General features: G+C 70.2%; 15 protein-coding genes. 7 read left to right on the top strand and 8 right to left on the bottom strand.

Annotated elements, in window-relative coordinates:
• Positions 1-157 precede the first annotated feature (157 nt).
• Positions 158-703, top strand: coding sequence for a hypothetical protein (locus tag AB0C73_RS25580; RefSeq protein ID WP_362534312.1), 546 nt, complete (start codon positions 158-160; stop codon positions 701-703).
• A gap of 302 nt (positions 704-1,005) precedes the next feature.
• Here AB0C73_RS25580 and AB0C73_RS25575 read toward each other — a convergent pair whose 3' ends face one another.
• Together AB0C73_RS25575 and AB0C73_RS25570 are read right to left on the bottom strand one after the other, a co-directional pair.
• Positions 1,006-1,977, bottom strand: coding sequence for a hypothetical protein (locus AB0C73_RS25575; protein WP_362534310.1), 972 nt, complete (start codon positions 1,975-1,977; stop codon positions 1,006-1,008).
• Positions 1,978-2,275: 298 nt separating this feature from the next.
• Complete coding sequence (locus AB0C73_RS25570) at positions 2,276-3,841, bottom strand: recombinase family protein (protein ID WP_362534307.1); 1,566 nt, start codon at positions 3,839-3,841, stop codon at positions 2,276-2,278.
• Positions 3,842-3,920: 79 nt separating this feature from the next.
• Here AB0C73_RS25570 and AB0C73_RS25565 point away from each other — a divergent pair, with 79 nt between their 5' ends.
• Entirely contained in the window at positions 3,921-4,055 is a 135-nt protein-coding gene (locus tag AB0C73_RS25565) for a hypothetical protein (RefSeq protein WP_362534304.1), read from the top strand.
• Positions 4,056-4,173: 118 nt separating this feature from the next.
• Here AB0C73_RS25565 and AB0C73_RS25560 read toward each other — a convergent pair whose 3' ends face one another.
• The 3 genes from AB0C73_RS25560 to AB0C73_RS25550 all read right to left on the bottom strand — a co-directional run bounded on the left by AB0C73_RS25560 (position 4,174) and on the right by AB0C73_RS25550 (position 7,966).
• Positions 4,174-4,995 (bottom strand): hypothetical protein, encoded by an 822-nt coding sequence (locus tag AB0C73_RS25560; RefSeq protein WP_362534302.1) that lies wholly within the window; start codon positions 4,993-4,995, stop codon positions 4,174-4,176.
• A 160-nt stretch (positions 4,996-5,155) separates the two neighbouring features.
• Positions 5,156-6,508, bottom strand: coding sequence for a metallophosphoesterase (locus AB0C73_RS25555; protein WP_362534416.1), 1,353 nt, complete (start codon positions 6,506-6,508; stop codon positions 5,156-5,158).
• Positions 6,509-6,859: 351 nt separating this feature from the next.
• Positions 6,860-7,966, bottom strand: a complete 1,107-nt coding sequence (locus AB0C73_RS25550) for a LacI family DNA-binding transcriptional regulator (RefSeq protein ID WP_362534300.1) — start codon at positions 7,964-7,966, stop codon at positions 6,860-6,862.
• A gap of 448 nt (positions 7,967-8,414) precedes the next feature.
• On the opposite strand from AB0C73_RS25550, the gene hisC reads away from it, so the two are divergent.
• From hisC to AB0C73_RS25525, 5 genes are all read left to right on the top strand, one after another.
• Complete coding sequence (gene hisC / locus AB0C73_RS25545; RefSeq protein WP_362534298.1) at positions 8,415-9,518, top strand: histidinol-phosphate transaminase; 1,104 nt, start codon at positions 8,415-8,417, stop codon at positions 9,516-9,518.
• Between the two features lie 272 nt (positions 9,519-9,790).
• Positions 9,791-11,299, top strand: a complete 1,509-nt coding sequence (locus tag AB0C73_RS25540) for a cytochrome ubiquinol oxidase subunit I (RefSeq protein WP_362534296.1) — start codon at positions 9,791-9,793, stop codon at positions 11,297-11,299.
• A gap of 17 nt (positions 11,300-11,316) precedes the next feature.
• Positions 11,317-12,318 carry a cytochrome d ubiquinol oxidase subunit II gene (gene cydB / locus AB0C73_RS25535; RefSeq protein ID WP_362534293.1) on the top strand — a complete coding sequence of 334 codons (1,002 nt, stop codon included), beginning with the start codon at positions 11,317-11,319 and terminating at the stop codon, positions 12,316-12,318.
• 63 nt (positions 12,319-12,381) lie between these two features.
• Positions 12,382-16,347, top strand: a complete 3,966-nt coding sequence (gene cydD, locus AB0C73_RS25530; protein ID WP_362534291.1) for a thiol reductant ABC exporter subunit CydD — start codon at positions 12,382-12,384, stop codon at positions 16,345-16,347.
• 10 nt (positions 16,348-16,357) lie between these two features.
• Entirely contained in the window at positions 16,358-18,070 is a 1,713-nt protein-coding gene (locus AB0C73_RS25525; protein ID WP_362534288.1) for a GAF domain-containing protein, read from the top strand.
• A 60-nt stretch (positions 18,071-18,130) separates the two neighbouring features.
• On the opposite strand, the gene AB0C73_RS25520 is transcribed toward AB0C73_RS25525, so the two are convergent.
• From AB0C73_RS25520 to AB0C73_RS25510, 3 genes are all read right to left on the bottom strand, one after another.
• Positions 18,131-19,027, bottom strand: a complete 897-nt coding sequence (locus tag AB0C73_RS25520; protein ID WP_362534285.1) for a Cof-type HAD-IIB family hydrolase — start codon at positions 19,025-19,027, stop codon at positions 18,131-18,133.
• 110 nt (positions 19,028-19,137) lie between these two features.
• On the bottom strand, positions 19,138-20,034 hold the full coding sequence (locus tag AB0C73_RS25515; RefSeq protein ID WP_362534282.1) for an LLM class flavin-dependent oxidoreductase: 897 nt from the start codon (positions 20,032-20,034) through the stop codon (positions 19,138-19,140).
• Positions 20,035-20,089: 55 nt separating this feature from the next.
• A complete protein-coding gene (locus AB0C73_RS25510; protein WP_362534279.1) occupies positions 20,090-20,635 on the bottom strand; it encodes an RNA 2'-phosphotransferase in 546 nt (181 codons plus the stop codon).
• Between the last annotated feature and the right edge of the window lie 73 nt (positions 20,636-20,708).

Below are 20,708 nucleotides of genomic sequence, written 5' to 3'. Positions count from 1 at the left end.
GTTTGCAGCCCTTGCTGTCGGATCAACGTATACAGATGGCTACTTCACGCCTTGCTGCCATCCGCGGGATGCAGGCGAGATGGCCTGAAGCCCACGGGTGTGCGGATAGCATCACTTAGCATGCCTCAAGGCTGGCCCTGATCTAAGGAGGCAGTAGGTGAGCAATTTGGTTCGCTTATTCAGTGCCGCAGCTGTTTCGGTTTCGCTATCCATATCTGCCCAGTTCCTTGCGTACATCCCGCCGGTGGGTCTAGCTCTTGCAGACAAAGAATCGTACCTGGTGGATGTATTCGCATATGGGATGTTTGGCGACGTGAACATTCCATCGGAAATGGTTGGATCGGCAACGGGTTTCGTGGCACTGCTGCTCGTCCTGGCTTGTCGTAGAATTTTCCGTTGGCGCCCGGGAGGTCGTCTCATTGCCTTCTCAGGCATTTCGCTTTCCGGGGCTACCCTAGGGGCCCTTTGGGTGTTGTGTTCAGACGGCGAAGTGGGCTCCATTGTTCCTGCTTCCAACCTGGTCGCCATCTTGATCTCGTTGACTTGGTTTGCAGTACCTGCTCTTGGAGCGGAGATCGTGTTGGTTGTTTTTCCGCTGCTTGCCAAAATGGGTAGAATTGAAGTTGAGGCCACTCCTGTGGGCAGAGGAGTGGCTGGCGAAATCTTCCCGATAGAAGATCCATGTGACCGCACCTGGACTTAGGGGTGAGAATGTCCGAAAAAAGTGTCAGTCCGCTTGTGATGATCGGGATTGGATTCGGCTGGCTCGCTATCACTGGCGTATTTTTGATGATCGCAATTGCGATCTCGGATTTGATTTACAGCCCGGGTCAAGAAACTTGGCTTGGTCCAGTTGGGACAGGGGTAGGGTTCCTGGTGGGCCTTGCTTGGTCTAGGCGGCGCATGCAGAAGGCGCAGAATCGGCATAGAGGGTGAAACGTATGCCGATTCTGCGCCATTCGATGGTTGCGTTCTAATGAGGAATCCTCGACGGATTGACGCCTGTTAGCCGCACGTCAAGCGTTGCTGTGGTCCCATTATGGCGGTGGTTTCATACCAAACGCCATTGCTGTTACGCAGCGACCGCTGAATGACGCGGCTGCGATAGAGCTGGTTCCCTGTCCCTGCCGCGCATTTCCAGGATGCCGTGACCCAGATGTAGGAGATGTTCTCCTTCTGGCCGGCGTTTACTGCTTTCCTGGCCCAGATCCAGAGGCCGCGATACTGCTCGATGGAAGTATCCAGCTTTATGAGCCCGTTTTGATCGCATAGCAGGCGGTTGCTGACTTCCACCCGCCCGTATTGTGTGTACGGTCGTTGGAGCGTGAGGTAGCACGAGGGGCGCGCTGCCGCTACCGCCTGAATTCCTATGGATTCGGACTGGCTGGAAGTGGCTGCCGTGTGAACTTCAACTGCTTCAGGCTGCCTGGAGTCCACTGCAGTCGCCCACCGAGTGATCCTGGTCAGATCATCTTCGGTTGTCGCGTGCGGGTCATTCCAAACCGTGAGCTGACCATTCCGGGACAGCGTGGAGACCATGGCTCCCGTTTCCGGGGAGAGTGACGACATCAGTTGCGATCCGTTGGGCAGTACGGATAGCGACTTCTGTGCTCCATCGTCCGAGAGTGTGCTTTGTGGGATGTCCGTCTTCGCCGCGACCCGGGTCACCGAAACCTGGGCGCCTAGTTCGGAAGTCAGGTCAACGACTAGGGCTTGACCGAGCTCCCCGTAGTTCTCGGCAGTCGGGGCGCTGCTTACCGTCAGCCCGGAAACTTCGCCCAGCAGAGCAGCGAACGCATCAACTTCAGTTCCAGCCGCTTGCGAGACTTCGATGACTGGGTCAATCGTCTTCGGGTCCACATTTCCGTCGGCGAGATACTGCTCGTCGGATACGATTTCCGGCATCACCTCCGCACCGGACTCGCCGGCGAATGCATTGGACGTCGGAAATAGTGCCAGACAGATGGCTAGAGCCATTACTGAAGGTGCAATTCTTCTTTTCAACTTCCCCCCTGATCTCTTGGTGTGATCTCGGGGGAGATAGTTACACACGAGGCAACGCCACGGGGGTCTGACTCGGCAAAATGGCCGGAAGGTTGCTCTTCGCGAAGGCGATCCGGAGCGGTTCCTGGTGAATGAGGAACGAAACATTCCTGAAGGCTGCACGGGGCATCGCCGGTCGAGGAAGTCGACTAGCGGAATTTGCTGCAACGATGCATACCGGTCACGCAGGCCGGGCTGCCGAGGCCGTCGGTAGCCCGTATCCGCATCTGCCTTAGTTGGAGGTGCGCCACACAGGCTTGAGCAGCTCGTAGTCGAATGCCTTGTTCCCCTTACCGCCGGGGACGGCCACAACTGCTACAAGCACATCCTTTATGGCCTTGCGCTTCTGCGTCAGCGTCTTGCCCTTGAACGACGCGGCGATGTCGGCTTCTGCGGCCTCGGCCTCCGCCTTCAACGCCTCGTTCTTCGCCTGGTCGGCACGCAGCTCCTTGATGCGCCGCTCGATCACCGGAAGGTTCCGGAAGAACGCCTCGTCGTCAATGTCGGTGTCTTCGTCGTCGTGCCACCGGCGCTCCAGTTCCTTGCGGCTGCGGATGGCCCGTTCGAGGGCTTCGGCCTTGTCCCAGTCGGGCACGTCGCGCGACCTGCTGGCGGCGTCCTTCTCCAGCTTGGCGATGACCACGTCCACCACGAATCTGTCGGTCTCGTCGCCCCGCTTGTACGTCTTGTTGCAGCCTCCATCGACGGTCTTCTTGCACATGTAGGCGTGCTTGTACTTCAGCCAGTCGTTCGCCTTGATGCCGATCATCTTGTTGTTGCAGACGGTCCCGTCCTCCAGGACGTTGCCGCACCTGAGGATGCCCGTCAGCAGGTACTTGTGGACCAGACCGCCCGTCGGCACGCCGGACCCTCGTCCCCGCTCGCGGATCGTGTTGGTCACGGCGTACCAGTCCTTGGGAGTGACGATCGCCCCCCACTCGCCGACCACGGGCTTGTCGTCGCCGTCGCGGACGAGCTCGCCCTTGATCTCCCGGTAGCCGCAGAGTCGCGGGTTCATCAGTACCTGCTTGACGGTCTGGTACTGGAAGGGGTTGCCCCGGCTCGTGATGAACTCGGCCTCCTTCCACTGCCGGGTGATCTCGGAGATGGATGCCCCCGCGATCACGTCCTTGACGGCCTGGCGGATCGCGTCCGCCTCCTTCGGGCGGAGTGTGACCTTGTCGTCCTCCCACCCGAACGGCCGCCACGCCGAGACGGCCAGGCCGCGAATCGCGCGGTTGCGGTGGCTGTTGCGTGAGCGGCGCTGCTTCTTCCTCGTCTCGCTGAGCGACATGGCCACGCCTACGAGGCCCTTGATCTCGAACCCCTCGGCGTAGAGGTCCTGGATGCCGTTCGAGTCGTGGTAGACGCGGCCTTCGTGCGCCGTGAACGCCTTCAGGTACCGCTCCCAGTCGCTCGGCCGGCGGTAGAGGCGGTCGTCGTTCACGGCCATCACGCCATGGATGGGGTAGCCCTCGGGTGTGTGGCCGGCCTTCAGGTCGGTGATGAGCTGCTCGAAGTCGTCGCGAACGACGCTCTCCTTGCTCGCGCTCTTGTCGTTGTCGGTGTACCGGTAGACCACCAGCCAGTTGAACGCGCGGGCGTGGTCGCCCATCTCGCGGTGCTGGTCCTCGATGCCGTGGGCGTCCTTGACCCGTCCGTCGAACGAGATGCGCGCGTAGCAGACGACGCATTTGAGCGTCGGGTCCGCGGCGAGCATCGCTCGGACGTCGTCCACGGTCGGCGTGCCTTCGGGCACCCCGCGCAACCTGCTGACGAGCTCTTCGCGCTTCTCCATCGGCGGCCCCCCTCGGGTCTCGTGTGGCTGTCTGTCCACGACCCTAGACCATATGGGTACTCTGCTAATGCTCTGTTCGATGAAGATCTCCCAGGACATCCGCCGCGAGCACGGCGGGGACCTGAAGAAGGAGGAGATCGAGGCGGGCATGGCCGAGAAGTCGGCCGAGTTCGCCGCCGCCGGAAACCGGGTTTACCTGCCGCTGGCGGACTGACCCGGAGCCGCCCCACAGGTACCGGTCCGCGCGTTCCGGGGGAGTCGCGGGCCGGTGCTTTTTGTTCGCACGCATGTACGCGCGCATGCACGGGCCGGGCGTCTGGCGGTTCCGGCCGTCACTCGGGCTGTCGCTCCGGTGTGCCGAAGCCCGGGCTCGTGAAGTCGGGGCTGGAGTAGCTGGGCCGGACGTCCGACGCGCCCTCGTTGGGGCTGCTGAAGTCCGGGCCGCTGTAGCCGATCTTGGGGATCCGGCCGGCCGGGGGCGGGGGCTTCCGTACGACGGGGGCCGGGGCCGGGGGCGAGGCCGGCGGTGTCGCGGCCAGGGCGTCGCGGAGGAACGGGAGCACCCCGCGCTCCAGGACGGCCCGGCGCCAGGCCTCCCTGGCGCGGGACAGCTCGTCGTCGGGGGCCGGGGCGGAGACCTCCGTGGCGCCGTTGCGCAGTGCCGTGACGAGGAGTCCGGCCCCCGCCCACAGCAGGCCGGCGGCCGCGACGGCGCCGAAGAAGAGGCCCGCGGTGAGCAGCGCGTCGGCGAAGGCCGGGGCCGGGTCGAGCATCTTCAGGACGGCGCCGACCAGCAGGAAGATGACCGCCGCGGTGCCCGCGAGGAGCGGGGCGAGCACGGTCACGACGGCGACGACGCCCGCGCCGCCCGGGCCGTCGGCCGGTGTCCCGGCGGTGTTCGGCGCTGCGGTCGCCCGCAGCTGCTCGCGTATCTGCTCGCGGACCTTCACGAAGTGGTCGTACTCGGTCGCGGCGGCGGTCGTGATGAGCGCGGTCGCGTTCAGCGCCATCGCGCGCAGCTGGGCGGTGCTGAGCCGGGTCCCGGCCTCGGCGAGGTCCGGGTGGTCGTGCGCGTTGCGCAGTGCGTCGTCGAGGACCCGCTCGAACTCGGCGCGGTCCTCGGTCAGCAGGTGCGGAGCCACGTTCATGTGCATCCCCCGATGCTCCGTAGGGCCGGAACCGGCCGCTGCGGACGGCGGGTCAGGCGGAAACGGAGGAGAGCCTGCTACGGATGAGCCGATGGTAGGGCGGTCACGGCCCGTGGTGACAGGGTGTTTCGGGAAATCGACTTCCCCGGATGCGGAGGGTTATGCGTCAGGCGGGCAGCGGGAGTTGCACGACCAGCAGCTTTCCGGCCATGGTCACTCCGCCGTCCATCGCGATGGCGAGACCGTCCGCGTAGACGTGCGGGCCGTCCACGACCGGGCGCTCGCCCTCCTCGCCGTCCTCCGTGCCGACCTGGCCGAGGAGGTACGGGATGGGGCTGTGGCCGTGCACGATCCGGCGCCCGCCGTAGGTGCCGAGCAGCTCCTGCACCGCCTGCGGACCCGACGCCTCGTCACGGAACGCGAAGCGCTTGGTGAACTTCCGGAACAGGTCCCAGACTTCGTCCGCGTCGTTGCGGGTGAGGATCTCGTGGACCTTGTCGTTGACGTCCTCGATGGTCTGGCCGTACTCCAGGTACGCGGTGGTGTCCGAGTGCAGGAGCAGGTGCCCGTCCTGCTCCACGACGGCGTCGAGCCGGGACATCCACTGCAGGTGCATGTCCGTGAGGCGGTCCATGTCGTGCTTCTGGCCGCCGTTGAGCAGCCAGGCGGCCTGGAAGGTGGCGGTGCCGGCGCCGGAGTTGACCGGCGTGTCGCCGAACCGCTTGGCGCCGATGAGCAGCAGCTCGTGATTGCCCATCAGGGCCTTGCAGTAGCCGCCGGCGGCGGCGGCCTCGGCGGACAGGCGCATCACGAGGTCGATGACGCCGATGCCGTCGGGGCCGCGGTCGGTGAAGTCGCCGAGGAACCACAGGCGGGCGTTGCCCGCGGCCCAGCCGCCGTTCTCGTCGATGAGGCCCTGGGCGCGCAGCGCGGCCAGGAGCTCGTCCAGGTAGCCGTGCACGTCGCCCACGACGTAGAGCGGGCCGCGGCCGTCGGACGCCGCGGGGGCGGGCTCGGGCGCCCGGGTGACCTGGACCTGGACGGTGTCGCCCCGGTTGATGATCGGCAGGTCGCGCTCGGTCGGCGTGTAGCCCTCGGGCGGCTCGTCGTCGGGGTAGGCGTTGCCGGGGTGGCCGGAGCCGGCGGCGGGGCCGTACGCCTGCTCGTAGACGTGCTCGTAGCCCTGGGCCGACTCGGCCGGGCGGCTCACGGGCGGCTCCTCGGCGCCCATGGAGCCCACGAGGGAGCCGAGGTGCAGCGTGGCCTCGGCCGGTGCCGGTGCCGGTGCCGGTGCCGGCACGGGTACGGGTGTGGGTGCCGGTGCGGACGCCGGTGCGGGTCCGGACGCCGGTGCCGGTGCGGACGCGGGCGGGGGCGCGGGGACGTCGGCCGGGAACGGCTCGCCGGTATGGCCCTGGACGGGCACCCGCGCGTACGGAGGTACACGGAAGTCACGCAACGTCGCCGTGCGCACCACGGGTTCCTGACCGGCCCCCTGTGTCATCGACCCCTCCACCACCGTCGCGATGCCCTGCACATCGCGGACCGGTCCTGGTCGTGGTGGTCCGCGGTGTCGTCCGCCCATCATAGGAATGAGGGTCGTCCTGTGTGACGCACCAGGGGTGGTGAATCCGGGTCCACTCCGGGTTCACCGGCTGTTTCGCCCGAATTGGGAAGGTCCAGGCCAGGGGAGGGACCGGGCCGCCCCGAGGTTTGGCTCCGGCCCGCTCCAGAGATGCGGCCCCCGCCCCGCACCTCCGGCGTCCCTCTCCGGCCCTCCCCGTCCCCGTCACCCCGCCCCTGCCATCCCGCCGGGCGCCCCCGCGCGCGGCAGGTCCCCCGCGCCCCCCGTCGCCCCTCCCCCTCGGGATCAGTCCTTCGAGGGAGAGCGGGGCGGGCTCACCGTCGTCCGCGGCGCGCGGCGCTGCGACGAGGTGCGGACGATCAGCTCCGTCGGTATCACCTGCTCGACCGGGCCGTCCGTGTCGATCCCCTCGATGGCGTCGATGAGGAGCTGGACGACCGCGGTGCCGATCCGGCGCGGTTTGAGCGAGAGCGTCGTGATGGGCGGCTCGGTGTTCGCGTAGACCGTGGACTCGCTGCAGCACACGAGCAGCAGGTCGTCCGGGACCCGCAGCCCGTAGCGGCGGGCCGCCGCGAGCAGGTCGGTGCCGTTGGGGTCGAAGAGACCGTAGACGGCGTCCGGGCGGTCCGGCCGGGCGAGCAGCCGGTCGGCGGCGACGGCCCCCGCGCAGGGGTCGTGCGCCGGATAGGCCTCGTAGACCGGGTCCTGGCCGACCCGTTCGCACCAGTTGAGGTACGCGGTGGTGGAGAGATGGGTGTAGGTGTCGGTGGTGGTGCCGGTGAGCAGGCCGATCCGGCGGGCGCCGGCCGCGGCCAGGTGGTCGAGCAGGTCGAGGACGGCGGCCTCGTGGTCGTTGTCGACCCAGGCCGTCACCGGCAGGGTGCCGGCGGGACGTCCGTCGGAGACGACGGGCAGTCCCTGGCGGACCAGTTCGGTGACCACCGGGTCGTGGTCGGAGGGGTCGATGACGACGGTGCCGTCGAGCGCGACGTTCGACCAGACGTCGTGCCGGGAGGTGGCGGGCAGGATCACCAGGGCGTAGCCGCGGGCGAGCGCGGCGGACGTGGCGGCTCTCGCCATCTCCGCGAAATAGGCGAATTCGGTGAAGGTGAAAGGTTCATCCCCGTACGTGGTCACGGTCAGGCCGATGAGTCCCGACTTGCCGGTACGGAGGGTGCGGGCCGCCGCGGACGGGCGGTAGCCCAGCCGGTCCGCGACCTCGCGGACATGGCGGCGGGTGGCGTCCGGGAGCCGGCCCTTTCCGTTGAGCGCGTCGGAGACAGTCGTGATGGAGACCCCGGCGGCGGCGGCCACGTCCCGGATGCCCGCCCGGCCCTGCCGGCTCCCCCGGGTCTGTGCCCGGCTCACCTGGTGCTTCCCTGCTGCTGTCATGGCGAGCCGATAGTAGGGCGATGGGGGTGGGTCGGGCCGGTCGCATATGCGGGCGTTGACAGACACGTTTCTGCATGATCGACAGGCGTCAATGGCCTTGGAAACAAAGAAAGTTCAGGTCAGAGCCATGGGACCTACGGTCCCTGGTGCCTGTGTGCCTGGTGAGGGTACGAGGTCTCGAAGAGGTCTCAACTCACCTCTACGGGGGATGCGCGCCACGGCGCTCGCCACCGGCGCACGCCACCCCCTCGCGCGCCCCCTCTGCCGTGCGGCAGCCCCTCGGCGGCCCCTCGGCGGCCCTTCGGCGGCTTCCCGGCGGTCTCCTCGCTGCCTCCCGGCCGCCGTCCCGGCCTCTGCGGCCCATTTGTCCACAGCCCATTCGCAGCGGGGCCGAATCCTCATAAGGTGAGAAGCATTGGTGGTACGGAAGGTCGAGGAGGACCACAGAGTGAGCGAGACCAGCGAGACCGGCGGGACGAGCACGGCGGGCCCCAAGCTGCGCGCGGCGCTGGACAGCGTCCCCACCTACAAGCCGGGCAAGCCGGCCGCCGCGGGCGGGCCGGTCGCCTTCAAGCTGTCCTCCAACGAGAACCCGTACCCGCCGCTGCCCGGCGTGATGGAGAGCACGCTGGCCGCGGCCGCGAACTTCAACCGCTACCCGGACATGGCGTGCACGGGCCTGATGGCGGAGCTCGCCGACCGCTTCGGCGTGCCCGTCTCGCACCTGGCCACCGGCACCGGCTCGGTCGGGGTGGCGCAGTCGCTGCTCCAGGCCACCTCGGGCCCGGGTGACGAGGTGATCTACGCCTGGCGCTCCTTCGAGGCGTACCCGATCATCACCCAGATCAGCGGGGCCACCTCGGTGCAGGTGCCGCTGACCGAGGGCGAGGTGCACGACCTCGACGCGATGGCGGAGGCGATCACCGACCGGACCCGGCTGATCTTCGTCTGCAACCCGAACAACCCCACGGGCACCGCGGTGCGCCGCGCCGAGCTGGAGCGCTTCCTGGACCGGGTGCCCTCCGACGTCCTGGTGGTGCTCGACGAGGCGTACAAGGAGTTCGTCCGCGACGCCGACATCCCGGACGGCATCGAGATCTACCGCGACCGGCCGAACGTGGCGGTGCTGCGGACCTTCTCGAAGGCGTACGGCCTGGCCGGCCTGCGGGTGGGCTTCGCGGTCGCCCACGAGCCGGTGGCGGCGGCGCTGCGCAAGACGGCGGTGCCGTTCGGCGTGAGCCAGCTCGCGCAGGACGCTGCGGTGGCCTCGCTGCGGGCGGAGGACGAGCTGCTCGGGCGGGTCGGCTCCCTGGTGGCCGAGCGCGAGCGGGTCCACGCGGGTCTGGTGGCCCAGGGCTGGAACGTGCCGGACACCCAGGCGAACTTCGTCTGGCTGCGGCTCGGCGAGCGGACCATGGACTTCGCGGCCGAGTGCGAGCGGCACGGCGTCGTGGTGCGGCCGTTCGCGGGGGAGGGCGTGCGCGTCACCATCGGTGAGGGCGAGGCGAACGACCTGTTCCTGAAGACGGCGGAGGGCTTCCTCCAGGCCTGATCCGGCACATCTCACGAGCTTCCACGAGCCATCACGGGCTTTCCCGAGCTCCCACGAAGCCCCCCGCGAGCGTCCTGCTCGTGGGGGGCTTCGTCGTGTCCGGGCGGCGTGACCTAAAGCACTCACCCCCCGGCTGTCAATGCCGAATTCGGATGGGCCATAATGCTTGTGAATGTGAACGCGTTCACAAGCGTGTCCCTGTTCCTCCCGGAATGGGAGGGATCAGGGGCGCAAACTGCCGATGTGACCACGGCGAAGTAAGGAGAAACGACGTGGACCTCGCTTTGGCGCCAGAGACCTTGGCGCGCTGGCAGTTCGGAATCACCACCGTCTACCACTTCCTCTTCGTCCCGCTGACGATCTCCCTCGCCGCCCTCACCGCCGGCCTCCAGACGGCCTGGGTGCGCACCGGGAAGGAGAAGTACCTCAAGGCGACGAAGTTCTGGGGCAAGCTCTTCCTGATCAACATCGCCATGGGTGTGGTCACGGGCATCGTGCAGGAGTTCCAGTTCGGCATGAACTGGTCCGACTACTCGCGGTTCGTCGGCGACATCTTCGGCGCCCCGCTGGCCTTCGAGGCCCTGATCGCCTTCTTCTTCGAGTCCACCTTCATCGGGCTGTGGATCTTCGGCTGGGACAAGCTGCCCAAGAAGATCCACCTCGCCTGCATCTGGATGGTCTCCATCGGCACCATCCTGTCCGCGTACTTCATCCTGGCCGCCAACTCCTGGATGCAGCACCCGGTCGGCTACAAGATCAACGAGGCGCGGGGGCGGGCCGAGCTCACCGACTTCTGGCTGGTGCTCACCCAGAACACCACCCTCAACCAGGTCTTCCACACCCTGTCCGCGGCCTTCCTCACCGGCGGCGCCTTCATGGTCGGCATCGCCGCCTTCCACCTGGCGCGCAAGCGGCACATCCCGGTGATGAAGACCTCGCTCCGGCTCGGCCTGGTCACCGTCGTCATCTCCGGTCTGCTCACCGCGGTCAGCGGTGACCTCCTCGGCAAGGTCATGTTCGAGCAGCAGCCCATGAAGATGGCCGCGGCCGAGGCCCTGTGGGACGGCCAGCAGCCGGCACCCTTCTCCGTCTTCGCCGTCGGCGACGTCGATAAGGGCCACAACGAGGTCGCCATAGAGGTTCCCGGCCTGCTGTCCTTCCTGGCCAACGACGACTTCGACTCGTACGTCCCCGGCATCAACGACGTCAACAAGGCCGAGCAGCTGAAGTACGGGCCCGGCGACTACCGGCCCAACATCCCCGTCGCGTACTGGGGCTTCCGCTGGATGATCGGCTTCGGCATGGCGTCCTTCGCCATCGGCCTGCTCGGACTCTGGCTGACCCGCAAGAAGTTCCTGCTGGCCCCCGGTCTGAGGGTCGGTGAGGACGAGGCGCCGCATCTGGTGCTCTTCAAGAACAAGGCGCTCAACCCGAAGTTCACCAAGGCCTTCTGGATCCTGGCCCTCTGGACGCTGGCCTTCCCGCTGATCGCCAACTCCTGGGGCTGGATCTTCACCGAGATGGGCCGTCAGCCCTGGGCCGTCTTCGGCGTGCTGCCCACCCGGGCCGCCGTCTCCCCCGGGGTCTCCCAGGGTGAGGTGCTCACCTCGATGATCGTCCTCACCCTGCTCTACGCCGTCCTCGCCGTGATCGAGATCAAGCTGCTCGCGAAGTACATCAAGATCGGCCCGCCCGAGCTCACCGAGGACGACCTCAACCCGCCCACCAGGATCGGCGGGGACGACCGCGACCCCGACCGGCCCATGGCCTTCTCGTACTGAGGGCAGGAGATCGAGGCATGGAACTCCACGACGTCTGGTTCGTACTCATCGCCGTCCTCTGGATCGGCTACTTCTTCCTGGAGGGCTTCGACTTCGGAGTCGGTGTCCTGACCAAGCTGCTCGCGCGCGACCGCACCGAGAAGCGGGTCCTCATCAACACCATCGGCCCGGTCTGGGACGGCAACGAGGTGTGGCTGCTCACGGCGGGCGGCGCGACCTTCGCCGCCTTCCCCGAGTGGTACGCGACGCTGTTCTCCGGCTTCTACCTGCCGCTGCTGATCATCCTGGTCTGCCTCATCGTGCGCGGTGTGGCCTTCGAGTACCGGGCGAAGCGGCCCGACGAGAAGTGGCAGCGCAACTGGGAGGAGGCCATCTTCTGGACCTCCCTCGTCCCCGCGCTCCTCTGGGGCGTGGCCTTCGGAAACATCGTGCGCGGTGTGAAGATCGACAGGAACATGGAGTACGTCGGCAACTTCTGGGACCTGCTCAACCCGTACGCGCTGCTCGGCGGACTGGTCACGCTGACCCTCTTCACCTTCCACGGCACCGTGTTCACGGCGCTCAAGACGGTGGGGGACATCCGGGACCGGGCCCGTGCGCTCGCGCTGAAGCTGGGTCTGGTCACGGCGGTGCTCGCGCTCGCCTTCCTCGTCTGGACCCAGATCGACAAGGGCGACGGCTGGAGCCTGGCCGCGATGCTGGTCGCCGTCGTGACCCTGGTCGGTGCGCTCGGCGCCAACCAGATGGGGCGCGAGGGCTGGTCGTTCGCGCTCTCCGGCGTCACGATCGCGGCGGCGGTGGCGATGCTCTTCCTGACGCTCTTCCCGAACGTCATGCCGTCCTCGCTGGACCCGGCGTGGAGCCTGACGGTCACCAACGCCTCGTCGAGCCCGTACACGCTCAAGATCATGACGTGGTGTGCGGCCATCGCGACCCCGCTGGTGCTGCTCTACCAGAGCTGGACCTACTGGGTGTTCCGTAAGCGCATCGGCACCCAGCACATCGCCGAAGCGCACTAGGGATCGGACGCGGCGGGTGCGAGCCCGCCGCGTCCGGCCCGCTGTCAGGGGAGCATGTTTCACGTGAAACCGATCGATCCGCGTCTGATGCGCTACGCGCAGGCCACCCGGTTCTTCCTCCTGGCGGTGGTCGGCCTCGGCCTCGTCGGGGCGGCACTGATCATCGCCCAGGCGATGCTCATCGCCGAGGTCGTGGTGGGGGCCTTCCAGAAGGGTCTGTCGGTCTCCGGGCTCACCACCCCGCTGCTGCTGCTCGCCGCGGTGGCGGCGGGGCGGGCCCTGGTCTCCTGGCTCACCGAGCTCGCCGCCCACCGGGCGAGCGCGGCGGTCAAGTCCGAACTGCGCGGCCGGCTCCTGGAGCGGGCCGCGCGGCTCGGACCGGGCTGGCTCAGCGGGCAGAAGGCCGGTTCGCTGGCCGCGCTCGCGACCCGGGGCGTGGACGCCCTGGACGACTACTTCGCCCGCTATCTGCCCCAGCTGGGGCTCGCGGTCGTGGTGCCGGTGGCGGTGCTCGCCCGGATCGTCACCGAGGACTGGATCTCGGCGGCGATCATCGTGGTGACGCTGCCGCTGATCCCGGTCTTCATGATCCTCATCGGCTGGTACACCCAGGCGCGGACGGACCGGCAGTGGAAGCTGTTGTCCCGGCTCTCCGGGCACTTCCTCGACGTGGTGGCCGGTCTGCCCACCCTCAAGGTCTTCGGCCGGGCCAAGGCCCAGGCCGAGAACATCCGGGCGATCACCGCCGACTACCGGCGGGCGACCATGCGGACGCTGCGGATCGCGTTCCTCTCCTCCTTCGCCCTGGAACTGCTGTCGACCCTGTCGGTCGCGCTGGTCGCGGTCGCCATCGGCATGCGCCTGGTCCACGGCAGCCTCGACCTCTACACCGGTCTCGTCATCCTGGTCCTGGCGCCCGAGGCGTATCTGCCGCTGCGGCAGGTGGGCACGCAGTACCACGCGGCCGCCGAGGGGCTCGCCGCCGCGGAGGAGATCTTCGAGGTCCTGGAGAGCCCGCTGCCGGCCGGCGGTACGGGCACGGTGCCCGCGTCCGTACAGCTGGAGCTCGACCGGGTCACGGTCCGGCACCCGGGGCGCGCCGCACCCTCCCTGGACGCCGCCTCGCTCACCGTGGAGCCCGGCGAGACCGTGGCCCTGGTCGGGCCGAGCGGAGTCGGCAAGTCCACCCTGCTCGACGTGGTGCTCGGCTTCACCGCCCCCGCGGAGGGCACCGTCCGGGCCGGCGGCCAGGACCTGGCCTCGCTCGACCTGGACGAGTGGCGCTCCCGGATCGCCTGGGTGCCGCAGCGGCCGTATCTCTTCGCCGGGACGATCGCCGAGAACGTACGCCTGGCCCGGCCCGACGCCTCCGACGAGGCGGTACGGCGGGCGCTGGGCGACGCGGGCGCCGACGCGTTCGTCGCCGAGCTGCCGGACGGCGTGGACACCCCGCTCGGCGAGGACGGCGCCGGACTCTCGGCCGGGCAGCGCCAGCGCCTCGCCCTGGCCCGGGCGTTCCTGGCCGACCGGCCCGTGCTGCTGCTCGACGAGCCGACGGCCGCGCTCGACGGCGCGACCGAGGCCGCCGTCGTGGACGCCGTCCGCCGGCTCTCCACCGGCCGCACCGTCCTCCTCGTCGTCCACCGCCCGGCGCTGCTCGCCGTCGCCGACCGAGTGGTCCGGCTGGCCCCGGCGGCGCATCCGGACGCGCCCGCCGGTGCTCCGGTGGCGGTGGGCGGTCCCCATGTGGCCGGGCTGCTGACCGACGGAACGCCGCTGCCGGCGTCGGCCGGCCGGGGTGTTGACGGCGGTGGCCGGGGCCCGGGGGCGGCGGGGGCCGCCGGGCCGGGCGCCGAGGCTGCGGCCGGTGCCGGTGTGCCCCTGGTGGCGGGTCGGCTGCCGGACGGCGCTGCCGCGTCCGGCGCGGGCGCCGAAGGCCTCGCCGGGACGGCGGCCGACGCGGTCGTTCAGGACGTAGCTGGGCTCTTGGCGGACGGCGCTCCGGCGCCGGGCGCGAGTGCCGAAGGGCTCGCGGTGTCGGGCGCCGAGGCGGCGAGCGGTGCCGGTGTGCCTCGGGTGGCGGGTCGGCTGCCGGACGGCGCTTCCGCGCCTGTCGGTGTCTTGCCGGGCCCGGACGGCGCTCCCTCGCGCGCTGCGAGCGTCGAAGGCCTCGCCGGGACGGTGGCCGGAGCCACCGGCCCGGACGGCGGCACCGTGCGGGGATCGCGGTCCGTGTTCGGGCGGGTGCGGGGGATGGCCGGGCGGCTCAGGGGGCGGATGGGGCTCGCGCTGCTGCTCGGGAGCCTGGCGCTCGGGTCGGCCGTCGGGCTCATGGCCGTGTCCGGGTGGCTGATCTCGCGGGCTTCCGAGCACCCGCCCGTGCTCTATCTGATGGTCGCCGTCACCGCCACCCGCGCCTTCGGCATCGGGCGGGCCGTGTTCCGTTACGCGGAGCGGCTGGTCTCGCACGACGCCGTGCTGCGGATGCTCGCCGACCTCCGGGTCGCCGTCTACCGGCGCCTGGAGCGGATCGCCCCGGCCGGACTGCGCCGCACCCGGCGCGGCGACCTGCTCGCCCGGCTGGTGCAGGACGTGGACGCCCTCCAGGACTACTGGCTGCGCTGGCTGCTCCCCGCGGGCGCGGCCCTCGTCGTCGGCGCGGGGTCGGTCGGGTTCACCGCCTGGCTGCTGCCCGAGGCCGGAGCCGTACTCGCGGCGGGCCTGCTGATCGCCGGAGTCCTCGTGCCGGCCGCCGGCGGCGCGCTCGCCCGGCGGGCCGAGCGGCAGCTGGCGCCCGCGCGCGGTGTGCTCGCCACCGCCGTCGTCGACCTGCTGCGCGGCTGCGCCGAGCTCACCGTGGCCGGCGCCCTGCCGGACCGGGTGGCCCGCGCCGAGCGTGCCGACCGCACGCTCACCGGGATCGCCTCCCGGCAGTCCGCCGCCACCGCCCTCGGCGCCGGGCTCTCGGCCCTGGTCTGCGGCCTGACCGTCGCCGCCGCCGCGTTCGTCGGCGTGCAGGGGGTCCGTGACGGGCGTCTGGACGGCGTCGCGCTCGCGGTCGTCGTGCTCACCCCCCTCGCCGCCTTCGAGGCCGTCAACGGACTGCCGCTCGCCGTGCAGTACCGCCAGCGGGTGCGGCGCAGCGCCGAGCGGGTCCTCGACGTGCTCGACGCGCCCGTGCCCGTACAGGAGCCGGCGAGGCCCGGGACTCCCCCGGCGAGCCCGTTCCCGCTGGAACTGGCCCGTCTCACCGCGCGGCACGCCGGGCAGGACCGGCCGGCGCTGGCCGACTTCTCGCTCACCCTGGAGGCCGGGCGCCGGGTCGCCGTGGTCGGCGCGTCCGGCTCCGGCAAGACGACACTCGCCCAGGTGCTGCTGCGCTTCCTGGACGCCGAGTCCGGCACGTACGAGATCGGAGGGACGGGCGCGGCGGGGCTCGACGGCGACGACGTGCGCCGCTTCGTCGGCCTGTGCGCGCAGGACGCGCACCTCTTCGACAGCACCCTGCGCGAGAACCTGCGGCTCGCCAGGACCGGCGCGAGCGACGAGGAGCTGCGCGAGGCGCTCCGCCGGGCCCGGCTCCTGGACTGGGTCGACGCGCTGCCCGACGGGCTCGACACCCTCGTCGGCGAGCACGGCTCCCGGCTCTCCGGCGGTCAGCGGCAGCGCCTCGCGCTCGCCCGGGCGCTGCTCGCCGACTTCCCGGTGCTCGTCCTCGACGAGCCGGCCGAGCACCTGGACCTGGAGACCGCCGACGCGCTCACCGACGATCTGCTGCGGATCACCGAGGGCCGTACCACCGTCCTCATCACCCACCGGCTGCGCGGTCTGGACGCCGTCGACGAGGTCGTGGTCCTGGAACGGGGCCGCACCGTGCAGCGCGGGAACTACGCTGACCTGGCGGCGGCCGAGGGGCCGCTGCGGCGGATGCTGGAGCAGGAGCGGGAGAGCGATCTGCTGCTCACGCCGGCGGCAGCCGGCTCCCACACTTCCGCCGATCGCCTTTTCTCGCCAAATAAGACAAATTAGGCTCACGACCATGACAGACGCCGTGCCGGACGCCCCGGACCCGCTCGACGCCGCGACCCAGGCCACGCGCAGCCTGCACGGCCTCTCGACCGAGCTCACCGCCCGAGTGCCCCAGCTCCTGGAGGCGATGCGCTCCGTCGGCACCGGTCTCGAACTGCACGTCACGCTCGACCGGATCTGCGAGACCGCCGCCGAGCTCGCCGACGCCCGCTACGCCGCCATCGGCGTGGTCGACAAGGAGGGCTCGGGCCTCTCCGACTTCGTCACCTTCGGCATCGGGGAGGAGATCGCCCGCAAGGTCGGGCGCCGCCCCGACGGGCACGCGGGACTGCTCGGCGCGCTGATCCGCGAACCGCAGACCATCCGGCTCGCCGATGTGTCGGCCGACCCGCGCTCGGCCGGCTTCCCGCCCGGGCACCCGCCGATGAAGACCTTCCTGGGCGTCCCCATCCGGGTCCAGGGCGAGATCTTCGGCAACCTCTACCTCGCCGAGAAGAAGGACGGCGGCGAGTTCAACGACTACGACGTCCACATGGTCCGGGTGCTCGCGACCGAGGCCGGCATCGCCATCGGCAACGCCCGGCTCTACGAGGCCGCCCGGCAGCGCGAGCGCTGGATCGACGGCTCGGTCGCCGTCACCACCGCGCTGCTCTCCGGCGGCGACGCGGACGACGCGCTCTCGGTCGTCGCCGAGCAGGCCCGCCGGCTCGCCGACTCGGCGGCGGGCATCGTGATGCTTCCGGCCGCGGAGGGCGGTCTGGAGATCGTCGCCGTCTCCTCGACCCGTGCGAGCAAGTCGCTCGGCGTGGTGATCCCGCCCGAGAGCCCGGTGGTGGAACTGCTGACGAACGGCGAGGCGGTGTTCGTGGACGACGCCTCCACGGACCCGCGGATGTTCAGCAGCCTCTCCGCCCAGTACGGGCCCGCGATGATGCTGCCGCTGCAGAGCGGCGGTCGGGTGCTCGGCGCGCTCGCCACCCCGCGGGGGCGCGGGGAGCGCCCGTTCACGGAGGCCGAGCGGACCCTGGCCACGCAGTTCGCCTCGCAGGCCGCCCTGGCCCTGATGATGGCCGAGGCACAGCGGGACCGGGAGCGGCTCGCGGTCTACGAGGACCGTGACCGGATCGCCCGGGACCTGCACGACCTGGTCATCCAGCGCCTGTTCGCCACCGGGATGATGCTGGAGAGCGCCCAGCGGAAGGCGCTCGTGCCGGCCGTGCGGGAGGGTGTCGGCAAGGCCGTGGACGAACTGGACGTGACCATCCAGGAGATCCGTACGGCGATCTTCGCGCTCCAGCAGGGGCCGGCCGAGGTCCCGTCGGGGCTGCGCACCCGGGTGCTGCGGGAGATCAACATGGCGGCGGTGCCGCTCGGCTTCAAGCCCGCGCACCGCTTCCTCGGCGCGATCGACGCGACGGTGGGCGACCTCACCGCCAAGAACCTCATCGCCGCGCTGCGCGAGGCGCTGTCCAACGCCTTCCGGCACGCGCGGGCCGGCCGGATCGAGGTGGTCGTGGACGCCACGGTGACCCTGTCCGACGGCACCCCGGGCGTGCGGTTGTCGGTCGCGGACGACGGTGTCGGCATCCCCGAGGGCGGCCGGCGCAGCGGACTGCGCAACCTGGCCCGCCGCGCCGAGTCGCTGGGCGGTGCGAGCTGGTGCGACCCGGGCATCGGTGAGGACGGCGGCGGTACGACGGTGGTGTGGGAGGCCCCGCTGTAGGGGCCCGGCGCAGGACCGGCGGAGGACCGGCGCAGGAGGCGTCGGCGCGCGGGTACGGCGTCAGCCGCCGCGTACCGACCTGGACTCGGCCCCGGCGCCTGCCCCCGCTCCCGCCTCGGCGATCAGGCGCTCGATGACGACCGCCACACCGTCCTCGTTGTTGCCCTCGGTGCGGCCGGTCGCGGCGGCGATGACGTCGGGGTGGGCGTTGCCCATCGCGTACGAGCGGCCGGCCCAGGCGAGCATCTCGATGTCGTTCGGCATGTCGCCGAAGGCCGCGACCTCCTCGGGCGCGATGCCGCGCTCGGTGCAGCAGTGCGCCAGGGTGGAGGCCTTGGAGACCCCGAGGCCGCTGATCTCGATGAGCGCGGTGGGGCTGGAGCGGGTGAAGGAGGCCAGACCGCCGGCCGCCTCGCGGGCGGTGGCGAGGAAGACGTCCGGGTCGAGCTCGGGGTGCTGGGCGAGCAGCTTCAGGACCGGGGCGGCGGCGCCCGGGGCCTCCTCGAAGAGCAGCTTCTCGGCGGTGGCCACGGTGGCGCCCGGGTCGAGGAAGAACGGCGGGTACTGCGGCTCGTAGTGGATCCCGGTGGTCAGCTCCACGGCGAAGCTGGTGCCGGGGGCGGCGGCTCGCAGCACCCGTACGACCTCCAGGGCGATGGGGCGCTCCAGGGGGCGTACCTCCAGAAACGTTCCGCCGGCGTGCAGGTCGACCACCGCGGCGCCGTTCGCGCAGATGGCGAGGCCGTGTCCGTGGACGTGCTCGCTGACCACGTCCATCCAGCGGGCCGGCCGGCCGGTGACGAAGAAGACCTCGATGCCCGCCCGTTCCGCGGCGGCGAGCGCGGCGACGGTCCGTTCGGAGACGGACTTGTCGTCCCGCAGCAGGGTGCCGTCGAGGTCGGTGGCGATCAGTCGGACGGCAGGGGCTTCCGGGCGCGCGGAGTGGGATGAGGTCACCGCACCATTCTTCCGTACAAAGTGCACGGGCGTGCGAGGGGGCGCACATTTGAGTAGTCGATCTGTCACGACGCGCTGCGGATGCTCCACGTGCGCCCCCCGGCGCCGGTCTACTTCCCGAGCTGGGCGGGCGCCTCGGTCGCGATGCGCTCGAAGACCGTCTGATCGGCGGCGAAGTCGGAGTCGGGGACCGGCCAGTGGATCACGAGCTCGGTGAAGCCGAGCTCCTGGTGGCGGCCGGCGAAGTCGACGAAGGCGTCCAGGGACTCCAGCGGCCCGTTCCGGTCCGGGGTGAAGCCGTGGAGCAGGATCTTGTCGAGCTCGGCGACGTCCCGGCCGAGCTCCGCGCAGGCCTTGCCGAGCCTCTCGATCTGGCCGGCCAGGGCCGCGCGGGACTGCTCGGGCGTGCCCTCCTCGTACAGCTTCGGGTCGCCGGTGGTGACCCAGGCCTGCCCGTGCCGGGCCGCGAGCCGCAGGCCGCGCGGGCCGGTGGCCGCGACCGCGAAGGGCAGCCGGGGCCGCTGGACGCAGCCGGGGATCGCGCGGGCCTCGACCGCCGAGTAGAAGGTGCCCTCCTGGGTCACGGCCTCCTCGGTCAGCAGCCGGTCGAGCAGCGGCACGAACTCGGAGAGGCGGTCGGCGCGCTCCTTGGGCGTCCAGGCCTCCTGGCCGAGCGCGGTGGCGTCGAAGCCGCTGCCGCCCGCGCCGATGCCGAGGGTGACCCGGCCGCCGGAGATGTCGTCGAGCGACATGAGCTCCTTGGCGAGGGTGACCGGGTGGCGGAAGTTCGGCGAGGTCACGAGGGTGCCGAGACGCAGCCGCTCGGTGGCGGTGGCCGCGGCGGTGAGGGTGGGCAGCGCGCCGAACCAGGGGTGGTCGCGGAACGAGCGCCACGTGAGGTGGTCGTAGGTGTACGCGGCATGGAACCCGAGGTCCTCGGCCCGCCGCCAGATCTTCTGCCCCTCGGCCCACCGGTGGATGGGGAGGATCACGGTACTCAGACGCATGACCTCGACGATACGCGGGCTTCCCGCTGCCGCGGATATGCCGACGGAGCGGGGCTCAGCCGGGGAAGCGCAGGAACTCCGGCGGTACGGAGGCGGTGAGCCAGACGCCGTTGGCGCTGACGTGGAAGACATGGCCGGCCCGGTGCATCGCGCCCGCGTCGACGCTCAGGACGACGGGGCGGCCGCGGCGGGCGCCGACCCGGGTGGCGGTCTCGCGGTCGGGCGAGAGGTGCACATGGTGGCGGGCCATGGGGCGCAGGCCAAGCCGACGGATGTCCGGGAGCCGGGCGGCGACCGTACCGTGGTAGAGGTACGCGGGCGGTTCGGCGGGCGGCAGGCCGAGGTCGACCGGGACGGTGTGGCCCTGGCTGGCCCGGATCCGGGTGCCCTCGATCGCGAAGCGCTTCTTGTCGTTGGCGGCGACGACATGGTCGAGCTCGGCGCGGGTGATCGGGAAGCCGTGCGCGGCGGCGGCTCTCAGGAGCGCGTCGATCTCGGTCCAGCCCTGCGGGTCGAGGACGAGTCCGATCCGCTCGGGCTGATGACGCAGATGCTTCGAGAGGTATTTCGACACCTTCACGGTGCGTTTCTCGTCATTCATGAATCCATTGAAGCCGCAGGTTTGTTCCACAGCCAAGTGGGTTTATCCACAGGTCAGTTGCGGATTCTGTGGA

The sequence above is a fragment of the Streptomyces sp. NPDC048623 genome (genome assembly GCF_040650755.1).
Classification (GTDB): domain Bacteria; phylum Actinomycetota; class Actinomycetes; order Streptomycetales; family Streptomycetaceae; genus Streptomyces.
This window is presented reverse-complemented; position numbering and strand designations above follow the sequence as displayed.